Source organism: Parasphingorhabdus sp., from assembly GCF_036568145.1.
Lineage (GTDB): Bacteria > Pseudomonadota > Alphaproteobacteria > Sphingomonadales > Sphingomonadaceae > Parasphingorhabdus.
Genome location: NZ_DATCTC010000028.1, coordinates 1 through 16,367, shown reverse-complemented (window position 1 = coordinate 16,367; position 16,367 = coordinate 1). Strand labels below are relative to the sequence as shown.

20 protein-coding genes and 1 tRNA gene are annotated in these 16,367 nt (G+C 53.6%); 4 read left to right on the top strand and 17 right to left on the bottom strand.

The features are described from left to right. From VIN76_RS10230 to VIN76_RS10170, 13 genes are all read right to left on the bottom strand, one after another. Complete coding sequence (locus VIN76_RS10230) at positions 1–1,047, bottom strand: gp53-like domain-containing protein (protein ID WP_332041747.1); 1,047 nt, start codon at positions 1,045–1,047, stop codon at positions 1–3. Continuing rightward, positions 1,047–1,700 (bottom strand): phage tail protein I, encoded by a 654-nt coding sequence (locus VIN76_RS10225; RefSeq protein WP_332041746.1) that lies wholly within the window; start codon positions 1,698–1,700, stop codon positions 1,047–1,049. The genes VIN76_RS10230 and VIN76_RS10225 overlap by 1 nt, the downstream gene beginning before the upstream one ends. Beyond that, positions 1,700–2,602, bottom strand: a complete 903-nt coding sequence (locus VIN76_RS10220) for a baseplate assembly protein (RefSeq protein ID WP_332041745.1) — start codon at positions 2,600–2,602, stop codon at positions 1,700–1,702. The genes VIN76_RS10225 and VIN76_RS10220 overlap by 1 nt, the downstream gene beginning before the upstream one ends. Positions 2,603–2,675: 73 nt before the next feature. Then, entirely contained in the window at positions 2,676–3,152 is a 477-nt protein-coding gene (locus VIN76_RS10215; protein WP_332041744.1) for a phage virion morphogenesis protein, read from the bottom strand. 3 nt (positions 3,153–3,155) lie between these two features. Further along, positions 3,156–3,617 carry a phage tail protein gene (locus VIN76_RS10210; RefSeq protein ID WP_332041743.1) on the bottom strand — a complete coding sequence of 154 codons (462 nt, stop codon included), beginning with the start codon at positions 3,615–3,617 and terminating at the stop codon, positions 3,156–3,158. Next, positions 3,610–4,260, bottom strand: a complete 651-nt coding sequence (locus VIN76_RS10205; RefSeq protein WP_332041742.1) for a hypothetical protein — start codon at positions 4,258–4,260, stop codon at positions 3,610–3,612. The genes VIN76_RS10210 and VIN76_RS10205 overlap by 8 nt, the downstream gene beginning before the upstream one ends. Beyond that, on the bottom strand, positions 4,257–4,742 hold the full coding sequence (locus VIN76_RS10200) for a D-Ala-D-Ala carboxypeptidase family metallohydrolase (RefSeq protein WP_332041741.1): 486 nt from the start codon (positions 4,740–4,742) through the stop codon (positions 4,257–4,259). Before VIN76_RS10200 ends, VIN76_RS10205 begins: the two co-directional genes overlap by 4 nt. Positions 4,743–4,813: 71 nt before the next feature. Next, positions 4,814–5,191: a hypothetical protein gene (locus VIN76_RS10195; RefSeq protein WP_332041740.1), complete on the bottom strand. Its 378-nt coding sequence runs from the start codon at positions 5,189–5,191 to the stop codon at positions 4,814–4,816. A gap of 2 nt (positions 5,192–5,193) precedes the next feature. Beyond that, complete coding sequence (locus VIN76_RS10190) at positions 5,194–5,403, bottom strand: tail protein X (protein ID WP_332041739.1); 210 nt, start codon at positions 5,401–5,403, stop codon at positions 5,194–5,196. Beyond that, on the bottom strand, positions 5,400–5,894 hold the full coding sequence (locus VIN76_RS10185) for a head completion/stabilization protein (protein ID WP_332041738.1): 495 nt from the start codon (positions 5,892–5,894) through the stop codon (positions 5,400–5,402). The genes VIN76_RS10190 and VIN76_RS10185 overlap by 4 nt, the downstream gene beginning before the upstream one ends. A gap of 108 nt (positions 5,895–6,002) precedes the next feature. Then, positions 6,003–6,815, bottom strand: coding sequence for a phage terminase small subunit (gene gpM / locus VIN76_RS10180; protein WP_332041737.1), 813 nt, complete (start codon positions 6,813–6,815; stop codon positions 6,003–6,005). Between the two features lie 101 nt (positions 6,816–6,916). Next, on the bottom strand, positions 6,917–8,038 hold the full coding sequence (locus VIN76_RS10175; RefSeq protein ID WP_332041736.1) for a phage major capsid protein, P2 family: 1,122 nt from the start codon (positions 8,036–8,038) through the stop codon (positions 6,917–6,919). A 57-nt stretch (positions 8,039–8,095) separates the two neighbouring features. Next, positions 8,096–8,941 (bottom strand): GPO family capsid scaffolding protein, encoded by an 846-nt coding sequence (locus tag VIN76_RS10170; RefSeq protein ID WP_332041735.1) that lies wholly within the window; start codon positions 8,939–8,941, stop codon positions 8,096–8,098. A gap of 161 nt (positions 8,942–9,102) precedes the next feature. Between VIN76_RS10170 and VIN76_RS10165 the strand changes: the two genes are divergently transcribed. The 3 genes from VIN76_RS10165 (at position 9,103) to VIN76_RS10155 (ending at position 13,048) form a co-directional block, all read left to right on the top strand. Next, a complete protein-coding gene (locus tag VIN76_RS10165; protein WP_332041734.1) occupies positions 9,103–10,968 on the top strand; it encodes a terminase large subunit domain-containing protein in 1,866 nt (621 codons plus the stop codon). A gap of 27 nt (positions 10,969–10,995) precedes the next feature. Beyond that, entirely contained in the window at positions 10,996–12,042 is a 1,047-nt protein-coding gene (locus tag VIN76_RS10160) for a phage portal protein (RefSeq protein ID WP_332041733.1), read from the top strand. 181 nt (positions 12,043–12,223) lie between these two features. Beyond that, on the top strand, positions 12,224–13,048 hold the full coding sequence (locus tag VIN76_RS10155) for a DNA adenine methylase (RefSeq protein ID WP_332041732.1): 825 nt from the start codon (positions 12,224–12,226) through the stop codon (positions 13,046–13,048). Between the two features lie 351 nt (positions 13,049–13,399). Here the strand turns inward: VIN76_RS10155 and VIN76_RS10150 are convergent, their stop codons facing one another. From VIN76_RS10150 to VIN76_RS10140, 3 genes are read right to left on the bottom strand one after another with little or no spacing between them, the layout of a single operon-like run. Beyond that, positions 13,400–14,029 (bottom strand): hypothetical protein, encoded by a 630-nt coding sequence (locus tag VIN76_RS10150; protein ID WP_332041731.1) that lies wholly within the window; start codon positions 14,027–14,029, stop codon positions 13,400–13,402. Next, positions 14,022–14,963: a hypothetical protein gene (locus tag VIN76_RS10145; RefSeq protein ID WP_332041730.1), complete on the bottom strand. Its 942-nt coding sequence runs from the start codon at positions 14,961–14,963 to the stop codon at positions 14,022–14,024. Before VIN76_RS10145 ends, VIN76_RS10150 begins: the two co-directional genes overlap by 8 nt. Positions 14,964–14,979: 16 nt before the next feature. Continuing rightward, on the bottom strand, positions 14,980–15,255 hold the full coding sequence (locus tag VIN76_RS10140) for a hypothetical protein (protein ID WP_332041729.1): 276 nt from the start codon (positions 15,253–15,255) through the stop codon (positions 14,980–14,982). 722 nt (positions 15,256–15,977) lie between these two features. Between VIN76_RS10140 and VIN76_RS10135 the strand changes: the two genes are divergently transcribed. Then, a tRNA-Arg gene (locus VIN76_RS10135) sits at positions 15,978–16,054 on the top strand. Between the two features lie 153 nt (positions 16,055–16,207). On the opposite strand, the gene VIN76_RS16265 is transcribed toward VIN76_RS10135, so the two are convergent. Continuing rightward, on the bottom strand, positions 16,208–16,354 hold the full coding sequence (locus VIN76_RS16265; protein WP_414696342.1) for a DUF5818 domain-containing protein: 147 nt from the start codon (positions 16,352–16,354) through the stop codon (positions 16,208–16,210). Positions 16,355–16,367 lie beyond the last annotated feature (13 nt).

Sequence of the window (16,367 nt, the reverse complement as noted above, 5' to 3'; positions counted from 1 at the left end):
TCAAATTCCAATCGCAAAATAGGCCGTGCTGGCAGACTCGTCATCTGCCGAGAACACCGAAAATCCGGTGGCAGATATCGTTGATGCTAAAACCTCCGCCGGATTGTCTTTCGCATCAACCCCACTGATATTCGTTCCGCTGCACACAACCGAAAAGCAGGTGGCCGAATATGCGAGAGGGAAGACGACTGACGTTGTACCGTTCGCGTTCGCGGTAAATCGGCCCCATGTCAGCCGCAAACCGGCGCAGCCCGGCAAAACACAATAGCCATTTTGGTTGAGGCTCTTAGGCAGTGAAGCCAGCGCCAGAGGTGTGACTGCTGAATTGTCCGCGGTTTCAGCGGCGATAGCGGCGGCATTGGCTATGGCGACGGCGAGTATGCGGTTCGCGCTTAAGTTTCCGCCACCTGTCACCAGCCCGCTGCCGGTAATAGTGCGGCTGTTCAGGCTAGTGATATCAGCGCCGTTCTGCGCGATCGCGATGCCATTGGCATTTAGAAATGCCCGGACAACATCCAGCAATTCTTTGAGTTTCAGCGGCGTGATGATAGATTGATCGTCTTCGCCAAGGGTCGCAAGTTCAGTCGTGGCAATCTTAGCCACGCCTTTTGCGGATTCCGATGCGGGCGGATAGCTGAAAATATTGGAGCCGAATGTGATGTTTGCTCCGACACTGTTGTCAAAACTGATATCATAGGAAAACAGGCCAAATGCCAGTTGGGCTTTTGAAAGCACTGGTTCGGCTTCGGCACTATAAACGGCGAACAGCGTGCCATCTTCAAGAAAAAGGCCAAAACCTGTGACATTATATGTCTCATCACTGGTGTCATAAGCCGTCATATGAATGATAGTTTCGCTGACCGGTTCACCCGCAATGGCATCTATCAGTTTGAACTGCCCCGGCAGCGCAGTCAGCGTTGGTGCCTGGACGAATATTGTGCTGGTGAGCCCCAGTTTGGTGATTTTGATATCATCGCTGCCTCCATTCTGCGCATCAACCAGCGCGTCCAACCCGGCATCTGTAATTGTCATCAATAATCCGGCCATTAAATTTCCTCCAGCAATTGACCGTCTTCGGTTTGGAGCGGCTCTCCATTTTCAGTTTGCAGGTAAAGCCCCCAGATCGGATCTGGATCGTGCACCGCGCTGTAATCTTCCCGCGAATAAGAGCCGACCTGTCCAGCATTGGTCAGATAAACGCTGCCCTGAACCTCCAACACTTGCACAAAGTCGAAATGGGACCGGACAGGCTTTACCGAGACAACATCGCGGATGATTGCGTTGACGGTTTCCACGTTCAAAAAACTGGCAGGAATGAGGTTGGCGGGTGCGCGGACCTCAAAAGTGTGCGGTTCGCGTTTGGGATTAGCCTCCCACCATTCAACTACCTGCAGGAGCGGATTAAACCGCTCCAATACTTCCTCGACAATAGCTCTGGTGCCTTTGCGGCGGTGGAATGCGATGGCGTCTGCGACCTCTGCCCGTTTTTCCGCTTCGCTCCAGTCGGGATCCCACTGCGCAATGGCTAGTCCCCATCCGAGGAAGGGCAAAACAGACGCGGGGCAAGTCCACGGGTTCCATAATGTGCCGACCGCTGACAAATCCACGTCCATGCGCATGGCATCTTCAAGCGCATGCTCGGACGGAGCCGTATTGGGCGGCAGCAGACTTTTGGCCAAAGTATCAGCGGGAATCGGCATCAGTCGGCTGTCCCGGCAACGGCGACGTTAATATTCACCGCATGGCCTGCCTGAAGCATAGTCAGAACGATATCGGCGGCAGGTGCAGCCAAATGAACACGCTGTACCCCGGCGACATGGAGCGCGGCGATCAGGGCAGATCGATTGATATCGCGGCCAAGGCGCTTCACGCTGCCCAGAAACTCGTCGAGTGAGGCCATCGCAGTATCGAGTATCAGCGTTTCATCCGGACCGGCATAAAGCCAAAGGCTTGCCGTCACATCAAATTCGATGATCGCCGCGCTTTGCACGGTGACATGATCGGTCATCGGGCGAACCGCCTTGTTTTGTAGCACCGCGCTTACTGCGTTTAATGTCTGGGCAGGCGCGGTGCCATCTCCCGTGCGGGAAAGGATAGAGACGACGACTTCGCCGGGACTAGGCGATGTTGCAGATGCATCAAGCACGTCGCCGCTGGCGCTGTGCGCATGATAAACATAGGCCAGTTCCGGCCCCGCAACGGAAAAGCTGTGCGGCGCGATCAGGACGCGGCGGCGCAGGTCATCGTCGCTTTCCATGACGGCAGGTGCTCCGGTAACCGGATTGACGGGCGTCGTGACAAGCCGCGTGACACCGTAAAGAGCCGCGAGCTGGTCAAGTGACCCGCCAGTTGCATAGGCCAACAGCAACGACCTTGCCGCATCATTGAAATGCTGCGCCAGCACCATTTCATCATAGCTATCCGCCTCGATCAGCTTGATGGCTGGATCGCTTTCGACCAGCGCGGAAAATTCAGGGAGAAGCGAGATCAGACGGTCAATTTTTGCTTGTCGCCGCGTTTCAAAATCAGGTTGGGCGATTAGTTCAGGCGCGGGGAGCCGCGACAGGTCGATTGCTGGTGATGAGGCGATTGATGAAACCATAGAACGCCGATGGCCGAAGCAATGGCGTTCTATCTAGTGGCTGCTGTTGTAAGAGGCCACTTTACAACAGCAGCTAGTCCGCCAAATGCTTTGCTGCTGCGTCTATTATTTCGTCGCGGTCGGCATTACCAAAGCCGAGCAAGCGCCGCTCGGTCAAACGCGCTTTGATCGTGCGACCGTCGCGGGTTTTTCCGATAAAGGCTTCCAGTCCGTAATGATGTTCCGTCGCCACGCGGCCAGCCCCGCCAGTGAAACTCAATTCTATACCATCGGGATCTGTGCGCAGCTTCATATTGCGGACAAGGCGCAATTTCCGGAACATTTTGCCTTTACGCTTTATCCGTCCGGACTTTGACGATTTGCGGGCTTTTCGTGGAATGCGTGGATCCATAGCCCCGCCATCGGGTTCTTCGTTTCTGGCAATGCGCCCGGTATTGCTACGCCGGATAGCCTGTCCGATTTTAAGAGACAACCGTCGGCGTGCGGCGGGTTTTAGCTTTGATAAATAGCCTTCAAGCCATGGTTCAAGTGCTTCGAGATCATCAGCCACGGCTCAGTCTTCAACGCTATAACCGGACAAAGGCGGGATCGGTTCAAACAGGCCAGTGTCATCGTTGAATAGCAAGGCAGGCTCTTCGATATGGTGCAAGTCAGTCGTGCCATCTTCCCCCACCGTAACGGCCACCGATTCCGTCAGCATGATTTCCAGTGACATATCTACTGCTTGATTGTCGAGAATATCGGCCTCAAAAGTCAGGGCTTCGTTTGGCGGCACGGTCAATTCCGGCTGATTGATACGCGCCCAGTCCAATATTGCCAGCATTACGGTGCTAGGCGATCCGGCAAAGTCAGTAATGATGATATTCAGTTTGTATCGATACTCAAATGACCGGCTTGCGGTCATAAATCCGCGCACGCTGCCGCGGTCGATGAACATCAGCAATCGTTCAGCATCACGGGCCAGCGCGGGTATGGCGGCGACAATTGCCGCTCTTAATGAGTCTGGTTTAATCATCAGGTGCGCCGTTCATCTTGATGCCATTCACATCGATAAGCGCTGTTCCGGCATAAAATGCCTGCAACCCGATCAGCTTATCGATGCTGCGCTGGGCATCAGTTATTCGGGCAGCAAGGTCTTGACAATCGGCGGCTCCAAAAGCGCGGCAGGTGGCATCGGTATGACCGGACATTGCCGCGTCTGCGCGACCGCCGGAATTGAGGCTGGACGTTTGTAGCTGCTCGATGCGTTGCTGCAGGCGGTCAGCGCGGCCAGCATAAGAGGCCATGCGTATTTCATATTTTTCCCTTTCCTTTTCGGCCACGGCGGCGACTTCCCGTTCGACGCGGGCGATATTCTGCTTATCCAGTTCCTCTGCAGTGCGGGTGGCAGCGATATAACCGATGATGGTTGCGTTATGAGCGGTCACTTCGTCCTGGTATCGTTTCGCCAAAATAGTTTTTGCGTCAGACTGCACCACGATTTCATGGTTTTTTGATGGAATGATGCAAAGCCAAGTCCATACGGTCACTGCAACGAGCAAACAAAACAATGCACTACCGGGGTTTTCGACTGCCCAGCGGATCAACGCCGTGATGAGGCTGACCAGCCATTTGAAACCGGATAGCAGGCCAAGTCCTATTCTTGCGAGGATGCTCATGCTACCAATCCATTGAAATATGTGCGGCGCGAGTATGTCAGCGTCTCTTTACGCAGGCGGTTGGCGCGGTAGCTGCAATGTATCCAACCGGAGTTGGGATTGCCGCGGATATAGTTTTCAAGGATGAGCTGATCGAAGATGATATTGTCGCGAATCCACTTGGCCAGTTCATAATTGGAAATGCCGGTGATTTCAAAGTCAGCGGCTTCGCCCTTTGCGTGTTGTGATGTCTTTTTGGAGCCGATGGCGACACAAAGAGCAGGTGATCGATAGCCGCTGGTGATGCGCACCGGACGATTGAAATGCGTACGGATCGGCTCAAGCACATTCTCGCAAAGGTGCGTCAGCTTCATGATATGCCCATTCGCAGGGGTGTTGTTGATTTTCAGCTTTATGGCTGTGTCGCTGTAAGTAAATTCGGCCAGCGAAAAATGAGGGCTAAGGCGCATTATCGTTTCCCTTTTCATGATGATGCTTTTCAATCCGCCAACCGTGCCAAATCGCTTTGGCAAGCGGCGGCATAAACATGCACAGGCTGATGATGGCGAAGCTTTCAGTCGGTGACATTTTTCTTCCCCGCTGCCCCCATATCCGGCAGGCCAAGGCGCTTCCGGAAAAGCCATTGCGCGCCGTCGAGCAGCATTGCGAAACCGACACCGCCTAAAAACATCGCAATCAGGACGGCAACAATGGGGTTCAGCCCCCAATATTCCACAGCGGTAACCGATATCGTGGCAAAGGCGGGCAGCGCGGATAGCTCCGACCATGCAAGCCAGCGCCGTCTGCGCGCCCAGTGGAGCGCTAATACCGGATCATCTGGCGGATCGGCAGCGAGGCGGAACAGAAACATGCCCAACCGTCCGCCGACAATGGTCGCTGCGGCTATGAGGGCTGCGAGCCACCAAAATAGAAAATCGCGTAATTCTTCCATGCTTAATCCCACAAATTCACAGTTTCACGAATGGCCGGTGCGGCAGTATTGATTTTCGGCAGGATGACCTCCTGACCTTCGGCCAGCTTTGGACCCGCAGCGGCAAGACCGGGATTGAGTTCCAGAGCCTGCTCGGTAACACCTGCGGTGCGGCCCAACGTCCGCCAGCACAGGGCGTCCAGCGTTTCACCGGCAATCGCGGTGACAATCATATCAACTCGACCATGTTGCGCTGCACCGGTGTTTCAGTGCCGATGGAGAGGAGGTCGGTCACGGCATTATGTGCGAGGCGGCGATAGTCATCTGCCGAAATATTCTCTTCATCGGCACGGTCGCGGCCTTCGACGGTTGCGGAAATATCGCGGTACAGGTCGGCAATTTCGGCAGCGGAATAATAACGGATAATCCGTTCCCAGATGATCACGGGCCGGGTCTTTCCGCCAATGCTGATATCTTCAATATCTTCCAGTTTTGCGATACCGGTTGCGGCAATCGCGCTGCGCCAGTCTGAAAGCATCCGCAAGGCAGTCAGCGCCGCACCTTCAATCGCGCCTAACAAGCGTTCGTGCGTGACGATGCCTTCGCCCATACGAACCTTTGCGCGGATGTCAGCGACCAGTATATCGGGGAACCAGCCATCCATAACAACGGTGGCGTCTTCCGGATCAACAGGCGTCGCGGGGGAGGAAATAAAGCCGCTCATTTTTCACCTTTCCTGTCCATTTACGGGTGGTGGGGAAGGCCGGAACGGTGTCTAGGCGACCCTTCGCCGATCCGTCCTTCCGCCACCCGAGCGCCGTGGGCGAGACTTCTATTCTTCTTCGTCTGGATCGGTCGATCCTGCCTGATCACCGGTTTCCGGATCAGTTATAGCGGCAGGGCGACCGCCCATTTTTTCGAGTGCATTTTCCAGCGCCGCCAATTCCTTTTTGACGCCAATATTTTTATTGAGCTTTAGGGCCAGAGTCAGATGATCGATGGCAGATGCGGTAAGCGCTGGCTTGCCGCCCGCGACCGCGTTATCCGCTTCGGGATCAAAAGCTTCTGCCGCATCTGCAAGGGCGCGGCCCAGCGCCTTCATCAATTTTGCCCGCGCCTGATCAGGCATGTCGGATTTTTCGGTCAGAGCATGAGTGCGGTTTAGAATTTCAAGCGGGATATCAGCATCGGGAGCAAGCGCGTTTTCCGCGACCTGTTCTGCCACCAGACAACCAAGTGACCGCGAATAGCGTTCAGGCAGGGCCAGACCGTGTTTCAGACAATGATCGGCTATAATGAGCGCATAGGTATAATTGCCATAATCCAAAGCCCAGATCATTTGCGTGACGACAATTTCATCCTGGACGGCTTTTTCCTCAAGGCCCGCCTGCAATGCGCCCGCCACCCAATCGACATATTTGTGGGCTTTTTCCAGTTTGACCGGGTTGCGCGCTTCGAGGGATTGAATATCGCTTATCTCGCGCAGATCGTTCTGTAGCGCGGCAAGCAGCACATTATATTCATTCACGCCTTCGCCCGTTTCCGGCATGGCCGGTGCAATGCCCGACGGCGATTTCAGACCAGTGCTTTCGGCAAGGCGCTGGGCCAATTTGCGTTCACGAGTGCGGCGGGCAAGACTGGTCATATCGGTTTCCTTCCATGCGGGTGATTGAGCAGAGCCGAAACATTTGGGGAGGCGACCGCCGATCCGGATGGCTCAAGTCCGGATCAGCGATCTAGCTGGTGTCAGGCTGCGGGACGGGCTGGCGCTGCACCGATGACGATATTTTCAACCAGCGCGGCCATGTCATATTCTTCCACGACATAGTCTTCGTTCACGCTTTCGAAATTGGCGATCCGGTCAGCTTCGGGTTCGTCCTTGATCATGCGGCGGCGCGTTTCTTCCTGCCAATAAATGGACAGGTTATCGAGGCGCGTAATCATGATCGCGTTGGCGGGGAAGAAAGGAACGCGAACCGCAGGCAAGCCGCCAAGCTGTTTGTCGGAACGGATTATCCGGTCCATTGCTTCCACTTCGGTGGCTGTCGCACCTGTTTTCTGGGCGATGTTGAAATATTTTTCATCGACCAGATCATGGCCGACAATGACAACCAGACCGGTGTCGCCGCGATGCCATTCTTCGATCAGCGACTTGGCGTCGAGCACCAAGGAGTCGAGAGAAGAATAATCGGCCTCGCCAGTGTCGCTGTTGTCCAGCGATTCATCATATAGCGTCACGCCAGCTTTGACGTAGATCGCTTTCAATGCCGGGTTGTCGGTCTTGTCTGATTTTACCGTCAAGGAACCATCATCCAGAACGTGCGCAGGCGCATCCTCGCGGACGTGCTGCAACCAGCCTTTATTGACATCCTGCAACAGCGGATTTGCATCGCGGTCCGTTGTCGACGCCGCGCTCGTGCCGTTCCAGCCAATCATGATGCGGTCGCGGCCCTGTTGTTTCAGGATGGCGTTGCGCAGCAATTCCTGAAAATTGGCCTTGTGACGCCACGCGTCCAGCTTGGCATAACGGATCGCCCAGTCATAGTTTGTCTGGCGGCAGAAATAACCGTGCTGCGCCGTCGTGTCGGTCGGATCGGTCGGATTGCGTTTTGTGCCGCCGCTGGTGTCGGTTCGGCCCGCAATGCTGCGGGTCGCCTCGATACCAACCTTGTCGCCAGATTGCTGAATAACCGGCACCAGATTGACGGAGGACAGAAACTCACTGGACTCCTTCATGCGTTCCTCGAGTTTCTGCTCGACGGTCGGGTCGACCGCGAATTTCGTTGATACATCGGCCACGGAAACGCTGTTAAGCAGGGCGATCTGCGAAACATAAGCGGCAAATTGAACGCGGGTTTGTCTGTGCATTTTGGGTTCCTTAAATTCTGGCGGTAATGGGCGGTGCGATTTTCAGAGGGTCAGCGATTAACAGTCAGTTTTGACCTGACTGGTTCCGTTCGAGAGTGACCGGCTGTGCTGGTTTGGCGCTTCGGTTGTCTCCAGCTTGGTTTCCAGCGCGGTGAATTTCGTATCGAGCGCTGTGAGGCAATGGGTCAGCGCTTGGCTTTGCGCCGAAAATTTCGCATCCATTTGTTTGGTAATGTCGCCCAGAACAGTCGTCATTGCGGCAAAGGCTTGGCCTGCCGCATCTTCCGACTTTTCTTCCGTTTTTTGCACTGGCGGCGTTGCTGGCGCGGCGGTCAGGTTGATGCCTTTTAGCTTTTCGGTCAGCATGGCGAAAAAGCCGCCGACCTGTTCGTCCGCTTTGGTTTCTTCGGCAAATTCCAGTGCTGCCGCGTCGATGCCGCTATCCTTAGCGGTGACTGCGATTGCACTGGGCAATGCGCGATTAAATTGCAGGCGTTCTGTTCCGATGGCGGCAGGGCTGTCGGTCAGAGCGCAGCCCATCATATAGGCGAAGCCCTTGCCCGCGAAATTGGGTTCGATTTCAATGCTGGGATAGACTTTCTGGCCAGCTTCATTCAGTGCCTTCGCCGATTCATCGACATCAAAGGTGCCGAACAGACCGAGGCGCTTTTCGTTTGTGCCGTTGAAATTCACGTCCACCGTCTCGGTCGATAGTTCCAGAACGTCGCCATAAGCGCGAAACGGCCCTTCGGTTCCAAGCCCACGAATATGCTCGATATTCAGGCGCGCACCATAGGTTTTCGGATCATAGCTTTTGGCCATTTCCGCAATCATCTTGTCATCGATATTGCGGCCATCAACGGTTGAACCGGCGGTTGCGAGGAGAAATTTTTTGGTTTTCATGGCTTCGGGGCTCCGGGTTGTGCAAAGGGCAAAATTCCGCTTGTCGTGATGCCTTGGGGCCGAAAAACCCGCGTCTATGCAACGGGGTCATGTTGTAAGAACCGGCTTTACAACAGCGCGCTAAGGTAAAAGAGCCATCGGTTAGTGCATGGCAACGGTCGATGAACAGACCCGCACAAATTGACCAGAAAACCGACATTGACGCCGCGCCAGCGCCGCCGGTGAACGTGTTTGACAGGGCCAACCGGGATGATCGGCGCGAGGCGCGGTCGCTTTACTGGCGCGGATGGTCGGTTACTGAAATTGCGGACGAATTATCGATAAAGCGCACAACGGTGAGCAGTTGGAAAACCCGCGACAAGTGGGATAATTCCGCGCCCCTGACCATAATTGAGGACAGGATCGAAGCGCGGATCGCTGCCTATATCGACAAGCCCGATTTCAATGAAGGAGATATGAAGCGGGTCGATTTCCTGATGCGGCAGCTGGAACGCGGCGCACGTATCCGTAAATATGAGGAAACCGGCAAAGAGGCGGACCTTAATCCGAAAATCAATGCGCGGAATGATGAAAAGGCGGAGGCCAAGCGGGCCGAAAAGCGGAAAAACTTCCTGACCGACGAACAGTGGGATTTGCTGGAAGCCGATTTTCACGAAAAGAATTTTGGGCATCAAAATATCTGGTGGGAACAGCGCGACCAGCGCACCCGCAAAATACTGAAATCCCGGCAAACGGGTGCCACTTGGTATTTTGCCCGTGAAGCCATGATGAAAATCCGTGAGGGATATCTGAACGGTAATGCCCGGAACCAGATATTCCTGTCCGCTTCTAAGCGGCAGGTGTTGATTTTCCGCCGCTATATTGTTGCATGGGTCAAAAAAGTGACCGGCGTCGATTTGAAGGGCGACCCGATCATGATCGATCTGGGCGAAGGTCATGAACCGGTCGGCCTGTATTTCCTGTCTACCAATGCGCAGACGGCGCAGGGTGAGCATGGCGATTTCTATTTTGATGAGTTTTTCTGGGTCCACGGCTTTGCCGAGCTGAACAAAGTGGCGGCGGCGATGGCCACCCACAAAATGTATAAGCGGACCTATTTCTCGACGCCCAGCACTATCACGCATGAAGCCTATGCGTTCTGGTCTGGTGAGCAATGGAACAAGGGCAAAGCCAAAGGGAAACAGAAACGGTTCGATGTTTCCAAGCGGGCGCTATCCGCTGGCGCGATTATGCCGGATGGAAGCTGGTGCCAGATACTGACACTGGCCGATGCGATCAAGGGCGGGATGTCAGAATTCTTCGATGAAGAGGAATTGCGCGCAGAATTGAGCGAAGAGGAATTCGCCAATTTATACGAATGCGAGTTTATAGACGATAGCGCATCCAGCTTCCCATATTCGATGATCAACCCGGCACGGGTCGATAGCTTTTACAAATGGCGCGATTTCCTTCCCGCTGCCCCGCGACCATTTGGCAATCATCCGGTCTGGATCGGCTATGATCCCAACAAAAACGGACGTGACGATGCCGCGCTGGCAATACTCGCACCGCCGAAATCGGCAGGTGGAAAGTTTCGTGTGCTGGAAAAACTGCGCCTGAACGGACTAGATTTTCAGGGGCAGGCTGATGCGATCAAAAAGGCGGCCGCACGGTATAATGTGACGGATATCAGCATCGATACGACCGGAGCGGGACAAGCCGTTTTCGAACTGGTGAAGCAATGGTTCCCCACCACCCGCCGCATTGAATATTCGGTGGCCGTCAAAACCGCGCTCGTCCTGAAGGCGCAGAATATTTTCCGCAACAACCGTATCGAATTTGACAGCGGGTGGTCGGATGTTTCGGCCAGCTTCATGGCTATCCGGCCCACTGTGACCGGCGGCAACAAAGTCACCTATACAGCCAATCGTAATGGTCAGATCGGCCATGCCGACATTGCCTGGGCAATCATGCACGCGCTTTCCAATGAACCGATGAATGCCGCGCTGGCCGGATCAGGCGGCGGGACGGTGACTTTCCTTGATTAAGATTTTTCCAATGACGGAGCATAAGCAATGACCGATTTGATTACAGCCGCTGACCAGATGTCCGGAGAAGCCAGCTCCGCGACCGGCAAGGATGTGTCAATGTTCACGTTCGGGGATCCGGAAAGCGTGATCGATGGCCGCGATCTTTGGTCCTATTTCGAGATGTACCGCAATGCCGACTGGTTTGAACCGCCATTACCTATGCTCAATCTGGCCAAGGCGTTCAACATGTCCGCCCATCATCGCAGCGCGATTGCCCTGAAAGTCAATTTGCTGATGAAGCATTTCGTCCCGACTCCGCAATTTGACCGGGCCAATTTTGAACGATGGGCAATGGATTTTCTGCAAATGGGCAATGGCTATGTCGAGCGGCGCAAAAACCGGCTTGGCGGGATAGCGCGCCTTCGCACGTCGCCAGCGGTCCACACCCGCGTTGGCGTGGAGGAGGGCACATATTGGTGGGTCAAGCATGAAGTCGGCATGGGCCATCACGAATTTGACGCTGGCAGTGTGTTTCACATCATGCAGCCCGAACCGCTTCAAGAGGTCTATGGCATCCCGGAATGGCTGTCGGCGCTGCAATCCGGCTTGCTCAATGAAAACGCGACCCTGTTTCGCCGCCGATACTACAAAAACGGCGCTCATGCCGGGTTTGTATTCTATGTCAGCGAACCTTTGGCCGATACCGAGACCGTGACCAAGCTGAAGGAACGGCTGCAGTCGGCCAAGGGTGTCGGCAATTTCAAGAATATGTTCGTCAACATACCCGGCGGCAAAAAAGACGGCATCCAGATCATGCCGATTGCCGATGTCGTCGCCAAGGATGAGTTCTCTAACATCAAGAATATAACCCGCGACGATATGCTGGCCGCGCACCGCGTCCCGCCGCAATTGATCGGCATCATTCCGCAAAATAACGGCGGTTTTGGCGATGTTGGAACGGCCACAGATATATTTTTCGACAACGAGATTGAGCCGATCATGCTGCGGATGCTCGAGATCAATGCATGGGCCGGAACCGAAGTGCTGCGGTTCAAGGATTATGTGCCGAAAAGCAGGGCTGCTGCTGCCTAGCCGCCAGCCCTACGACATTTCCGCTTCACATCGGTGAGGCGGAGGTAACGGCGTTGCAGCGCCGCTAACCGACGGATCAGACCCGCCATGACCAGACCGGTCCGCCCATGGGCGTGATCGGGCCACTCCGCCTGCCGAATCGGTACCGATGCGACAGCGGAACAAATATGGAACAAACGAAATGAAAGCGAGTCTGAAAATACAAGTCGAGGACAATTTGGAACCGGTAAAGCCAGTGCGGCCAGTCGCGCCGTATATCGGCGGGAAAAGGATGCTGGCCAAGCGGCTATGCGCCAAAATAGCGGATATCCCGCATCGCACCTATGCCGAGGCTTTTGTCGGCATGGGCGGCGTGTTTTTCCGAAGGGAGTGCAGGCCGACAGCCGAAGTGATCAATGACTGGTCAGCCGAGGTGCATAATCTGTTTCGGATATTGCAGGTGCATTACGTCTCTTTTCTGGAGATGATGCGTTTCCAGATCGCTTCACGAGCGGAGTTCGAAAGGCTTTCGCGTGTGGATCCCGAAACTTTGACCGATATGCAGCGTGCAGCTCGGTTTCTTTATATCCAGCGCACGGTATTTGGCGGAAAAGTGACTGGCAGTAATTACGGCGTGTCACCTGCCAATGCCGCTCGTTTCGATGTGACTAAGTTGCAGCCGATGTTGGAGGCCGTCCATGACAGGCTGGCCAGCGTAACGATTGAGCGGTTGCCATGGGCTGATTTCATCCGGCGCTATGACCGTGACGCCACGCTATTCTATCTCGATCCGCCATATTTCGGTTGCGAAGATGATTATGGAAAAAACATGTTCCGGCGCGAGGAGTTTGAGGAGATGGCTAGACTATTGGCCGGGATCAAAGGCAGGTTCATTCTGTCGATCAACGATCATCCGGAAATACGCTCTTTGTTCAATGGGTTTTCGATGGAAGAGGTGGGCGTCCGATATACATTGGCTGGCAATAGCAATGCCAAAACCTTCGGCGAATTGATCATCAGCAACTAAGCTGCGCGTATCTGGCATGCAGAACGACAATCGGGCTGGTGGCATCGCTATCAGCCCGTTTTGCATATATCGAGAGTATGTGAAGTACGTGTCTGACCACAGAACATTGGTCCATTCGATTTCAATAGCACTGACCTACGGTCGGCATAGTTGAACCGCCGCATCCATGGGTTACCTCCGCAAATGGGTGGGAAGCTGTAATTCCAATAGTCAAAATCTAACGGCGGGATTTGGGCGCCTTGCTGATGGACCACTATCTGACACTGGTACAGTTAAACTGGACGTTCCGCCAAGCCCCGAAAACGGTTTCGACGGTGGAGTCCGACAAATACGACCACACCATACCTTTGTTCAGTCGATGGAAGAAAACACCGCTTCGAGTCCGCTTAAGGTCACTGCCTCTTCAACTTGTTGGCGCTCTGCCGGAGGGCAGGCTATTGCATCCGCGGTGCCAAGGACCCTCGGGTTTCCTGCGCCTTCGTGTAGGTCGCGTAGGAATAGAGTTGCAGAGGGGAAGACCAGCGGTTCGACGGAATGCAATCTGCCGGCGTCGAGCTCATATCTTAAAGGTGCGCGTAAATGCTCCTGAGCAGCCACCGACGCCTCGATTTTTCGTCCGGTGGGTTCGAGACTGCTTGTTCCATCTCGATAGGTTACTGAATACTCTTTGAAGCTGCCGTACCGAGATGAGCGCTCATCCCACGTCTTCTGGAGCAGACAACCCGTTAGGATGACGCTGCGAACATCATAGACGTGGTCATGTATCTCGTGGAAGGGCTGCGCCACCACCGATCCTTCCCATACATGCAGGCGCAGGTCAACATTGGATTCCTTATAGATATCGTAGACCAGAAATCCGTTCGGATGCGCATAGGCTGGCGTGCCGCGAATCGTTTCCCGCAATGCAATGAATAGAGATTTCACTTCTTGCGCACTTGCAATGCCGCGAACCGCATTGAAGAGACTCTTAAGTTCAACCATAGAGCTGGCCGGAATTATTGATCTTCTTGAGAATAGATTCCTCATTCACTGCACCGTTCAGCGTTCCTGATAGTCCAGCATGTGCCAGTATCTCGTTTACGAATGTTGCGTCGAGTTCACGATTGCGGAAGCTGGAAACAGGCTTGGGAAGCTTTGTGCCCATTTCGATTGTGTGCTCTACGTCGGCACGGAACGTGCTGTAAAACGATGAGGTGCGTGTGTATCGCATTGCCGGAGCGTTTTTGTCTTCCACGGTCATGACAGCTGATCCGTCCGTGATGTCAACCCGATATGCTGGAAACCAATCGGAAAGGCCGATGCAGACATTGAGGAAATTCGACTTAGAAGCATTATGGTATGCCGATACGATGGCGGCAAGTATATGCGTAGTAACGATCTCCTGCGTCCAGGTGTCCTTGCTGCCTTTATAGGCAATCGATTCCCGATAGTCGGCGTACTCCTTCATCAGCTTGACATTAGAAGGATCGGGGAGTGCCATGAACAGATTAATGCGTATTTGGTCGGTGGACGCCCTATTCGACAAGATAGGAAATACCACGTCTCGTACCCAACGAGCAGATCTTCCCTTGAACCAGTAGCTTTCCGTAGTACGCAGGTGTTCGTGAAGACTTCGCCCGACGTCACTCCCCTCTATTACCGAGACATCCCCTGATCGATCATCGCGGGGAGTTAGTAGCAGGTAGGCGACCGCTAGCAGAAACGTCGTCATCGCTACCTCGAAAACGACCAAACCAGTCGTCGTAGCGAGCCTGGCCCATATACTCAGATAGCGCCCCGACTGCTCATCCGCGCTCGCGATCGATGGCACTAACCATTCGCTCGAAATGAGGGACAGGATACCGATCAGCACCAATCCGAACAAAAACCATCGGGTCGCGCAGCTGCTGGCAAGAATTCTCTGTTTTATATCCATATTTCTCACTCGGTTGCTAGTATCGGCTAACTACCCCATCACCACTGTATAAGTCTCGAGGAATCGGTTTTCGGTAACGTTTACTGGAACGGCCACTATCGCGGCTACACGCAATGATGCAGGTCTTGTCGCCTTCATAGGGAACAACGTCCACCGGTCGCCCGCGCAGTGATGGATCGCGCAATTGCTCAACCGGAGCGAAGAAGCGGTCAAAGTCGAGATAGAGATGCTCTGTGGTGGCTGGTTTGCGATGGTGGCCCTCACGAGTCGGGCTATAGCTGCATGAGAACATTGAGAGAACATCTATAAAATTCGAGGATGCTCGCCGAACCCCTCGCGCCGCGCTCACCCCCACGCTCCGCTTTGGGCTTCTTTGTGCGTTTTCGACGCAGATCAACAGCTACCTCCAGATAGCTAGGGAAGGGGGTGGGGGCGGGAAACATATAATATTTATAATCAGCTACGATAATTATAATCAACATACTGAAAATAAAGGAAATTTATATTAGGTCGCTGATCTAATCTGATATAATATTTTTGCGGCTCCGATGTTATATCATTGTATTATATATATAAATTTATTCGAAATATTATATATAATGATTATAATTAAATTAGGTCGATATTATCAAAATATTATATCTGAAACCCGCCTAAGTCCTCACTTATTATAAATATTATATGTTTCCCGCCCATACCCTGCACCTTAGAATGATCGACGGTAGCCAGCCAAATTTGATGAGAAAGTTTTTTAAACCTCCTCTGGTGTCGGGCGGTGGTCCTGCACCGCATAACGACGCACTGTGATGTAAGTATGTTTATAGTTTTGGCCATGGCGCATCTGTTCTTCGCAGTCATGGTTGGGACACGAACAGATCATGAATATCCTGTGACGCAAAATGTGACGTGAGTGTGCCGTAATGTGCCGTAGATTTCCGTTTTGTTCCGTGAGAGGTTGACCAGCGGAAAATGTTGATCTAGCGAAAAGCCCGTAAGTCCTAGGTCTTAGGCAATGCGCCCGTAGCTCAGGTGGATAGAGCATCAGATTCCTAATCTGGGGGCCACAGGTTCGAGTCCTGTCGGGCGCACCATTTTTCAATGACTTAACTATTCCTATTTATTCAAAAATGTTCCTGGGTAACATTCTGGGTAACATTTTTCTGAATTCTTGAAAAGTGTTGATTGAGAATGGGGAGGGTGTTGCAAGAATTTTGTGGTGTGACTTATTGGTGGATGTATCAGATTTAACGGACGTGCTTAGGACCAATCCAATCGACATCAATCGAATCGATACCGGACTTCAGGCCTTCGACAACAACTTCTTCGGTTTCTTCCGGTACATCCACATCAAGAAGTTCCAGTCGCCAAACAGTCTCATCGTCGCATTGCAGGAGGTAGTGCCGA

Excerpts from the sequence above, each read along its gene's own strand:
- VIN76_RS10155 (WP_332041732.1), top strand. The coding sequence starts at position 12,224 with ATGAAAGCGAGTCTGAAAATACAAGTCGAGGACAATTTGGAACCGGTA.
- VIN76_RS10165 (WP_332041734.1), top strand. The coding sequence starts at position 9,103 with ATGAACAGACCCGCACAAATTGACCAGAAAACCGACATTGACGCCGCG.
- VIN76_RS10205 (WP_332041742.1), bottom strand. The coding sequence starts at position 4,260 with ATGAGCATCCTCGCAAGAATAGGACTTGGCCTGCTATCCGGTTTCAAA.
- VIN76_RS10150 (WP_332041731.1), bottom strand. The coding sequence starts at position 14,029 with ATGGTTGAACTTAAGAGTCTCTTCAATGCGGTTCGCGGCATTGCAAGT.
- VIN76_RS10185 (WP_332041738.1), bottom strand. The coding sequence starts at position 5,894 with ATGAGCGGCTTTATTTCCTCCCCCGCGACGCCTGTTGATCCGGAAGAC.
- VIN76_RS10175 (WP_332041736.1), bottom strand. The coding sequence starts at position 8,038 with ATGCACAGACAAACCCGCGTTCAATTTGCCGCTTATGTTTCGCAGATC.
- VIN76_RS10210 (WP_332041743.1), bottom strand. The coding sequence starts at position 3,617 with ATGATTAAACCAGACTCATTAAGAGCGGCAATTGTCGCCGCCATACCC.
- gpM (WP_332041737.1), bottom strand. The coding sequence starts at position 6,815 with ATGACCAGTCTTGCCCGCCGCACTCGTGAACGCAAATTGGCCCAGCGC.
- VIN76_RS10230 (WP_332041747.1), bottom strand. The coding sequence starts at position 1,047 with ATGGCCGGATTATTGATGACAATTACAGATGCCGGGTTGGACGCGCTG.
- VIN76_RS10195 (WP_332041740.1), bottom strand. The coding sequence starts at position 5,191 with ATGGAAGAATTACGCGATTTTCTATTTTGGTGGCTCGCAGCCCTCATA.
- VIN76_RS10225 (WP_332041746.1), bottom strand. The coding sequence starts at position 1,700 with ATGCCGATTCCCGCTGATACTTTGGCCAAAAGTCTGCTGCCGCCCAAT.
- VIN76_RS10170 (WP_332041735.1), bottom strand. The coding sequence starts at position 8,941 with ATGAAAACCAAAAAATTTCTCCTCGCAACCGCCGGTTCAACCGTTGAT.
- VIN76_RS10140 (WP_332041729.1), bottom strand. The coding sequence starts at position 15,255 with ATGTTCTCATGCAGCTATAGCCCGACTCGTGAGGGCCACCATCGCAAA.
- VIN76_RS10220 (WP_332041745.1), bottom strand. The coding sequence starts at position 2,602 with ATGGTTTCATCAATCGCCTCATCACCAGCAATCGACCTGTCGCGGCTC.
- VIN76_RS10160 (WP_332041733.1), top strand. The coding sequence starts at position 10,996 with ATGACCGATTTGATTACAGCCGCTGACCAGATGTCCGGAGAAGCCAGC.
- VIN76_RS10145 (WP_332041730.1), bottom strand. The coding sequence starts at position 14,963 with ATGGATATAAAACAGAGAATTCTTGCCAGCAGCTGCGCGACCCGATGG.
- VIN76_RS10190 (WP_332041739.1), bottom strand. The coding sequence starts at position 5,403 with ATGATTGTCACCGCGATTGCCGGTGAAACGCTGGACGCCCTGTGCTGG.